The organism is Aquiflexum sp. (assembly GCF_977115555.1).
Genome location: NZ_CDSBKL010000640.1, coordinates 1 through 1458, shown reverse-complemented (window position 1 = coordinate 1458; position 1458 = coordinate 1). Strand labels below are relative to the sequence as shown.

Genomic DNA, 1458 nt, shown 5'->3' with positions numbered 1-1458 from the left:
AAAAAGACAAAAAAAAGCAGCTTTTCAGCTGCTTTTTTTGATTACAAATCCTTAAATCTTTTCAAGATTATTTTTTCTTAGGAAATCTGGCAGACTCACCCAACTGTTCTTCAATTCTTAGCAATTGATTGTATTTTGCCATCCTATCAGAACGGGAAGCAGAACCGGTTTTGATCTGTCCGCAATTTACAGCCACTGCCAAATCAGCAATTGTGGAATCTTCAGTTTCACCTGATCTATGAGACATCACCGCTGTAAATCCTGCATTATGGGCAAGGGAAATGGCATTCAGTGTTTCAGTAAGTGTTCCGATTTGATTTACTTTCACCAGAATAGAGTTGGCAGACTTTTCTTCAATACCTCTTTGAAGAAACTTCACATTGGTGACAAATAGATCATCACCAACCAACTGAACTCTGTCACCGATTTTTGCGGTCAACATAGCCCATCCTTGCCAATCTTCTTCTGCAAAGCCATCCTCAATGGAATCGATAGGATATTTTTCAGAAAGTTCAGTAAGGTATGCTACCTGCTCCTCACGGGTTCTTGTCTTTCCGGATTCTCCTTCAAATTTTTTGTAATCATATTTACCATCTTTGAAAAATTCTGAGGCTGCACAATCCAAAGCAATAGTCACATCCTCACCTGCTTTGTAGCCTGCATTTTTGATGGCATCAAGAATACATGCCAAAGCTTCTTCGGTTCCACCTGAGAAATTTGGAGCAAAACCACCTTCATCCCCTACCGCGGTACTAAGTCCTTTGTCATGAAGGATTTTCTTCAGATGGTGAAAAATTTCCGCACCCATTCTGATGGCTTCCGAAAAACTTGAAGCACCGACAGGCCTTACCATGAATTCTTGGAAAGCAATAGGAGCATCAGAATGCGAACCACCATTGATGATGTTTAGCATTGGTACAGGAAGAGTATTTGCATTTACGCCACCGATATAACGGTATAGTGGTTGACCTGATTCCATTGCTGCAGCTTTAGCTACTGCCAATGACACACCAAGGATTGCATTTGCTCCGAGTTTACTTTTGTTAGGGGTTCCGTCAAGACCAATCATGATTTCATCGATAAGGTTTTGCTCAAAAACATCCATACCTACCAACTCCGGAGCAATGATATCATTGACATTAGAAACGGCTTTCAAAACGCCTTTTCCTAGATATTTGCTTTTATCACCGTCACGGAGTTCAACGGCCTCATTGATTCCGGTCGAAGCGCCACTGGGAACTGCAGCCCTTCCGAATGCTCCATTTTCAGTGTACACATCTACTTCGACTGTTGGGTTTCCACGGGAATCTAAAATTTGTCTTGCATGAATCGATTGAATCAATGTCATAATGTTAAAGGTTTAAGAGTTTTAATTTTTATTGATTAAAGAGATAAAATCGTCAAATAGATACCTTGAATCGTGTGGTCCGGGAGAGGACTCAGGATCGTATTGTACAG

Annotated in this window: 1 protein-coding gene; it reads right to left on the bottom strand. The window is 40.8% G+C overall.

Going from position 1 to position 1458, the window contains the following annotated elements; translation table 11 throughout:
* Window positions 1-67: 67 nt before the first annotated feature.
* Window positions 68-1348 carry a phosphopyruvate hydratase gene (eno, locus tag ACZFYI_RS20340; protein ID WP_462525945.1) on the bottom strand — a complete coding sequence of 427 codons (1281 nt, stop codon included), beginning with the start codon at window positions 1346-1348 and terminating at the stop codon, window positions 68-70.
* Window positions 1349-1458 lie beyond the last annotated feature (110 nt).

Coding starts and splice junctions, on each gene's coding strand:
- eno (WP_462525945.1), bottom strand. CDS start 1,348: ATGACATTGATTCAATCGATTCATGCAAGACAAATTTTAGATTCCCGT.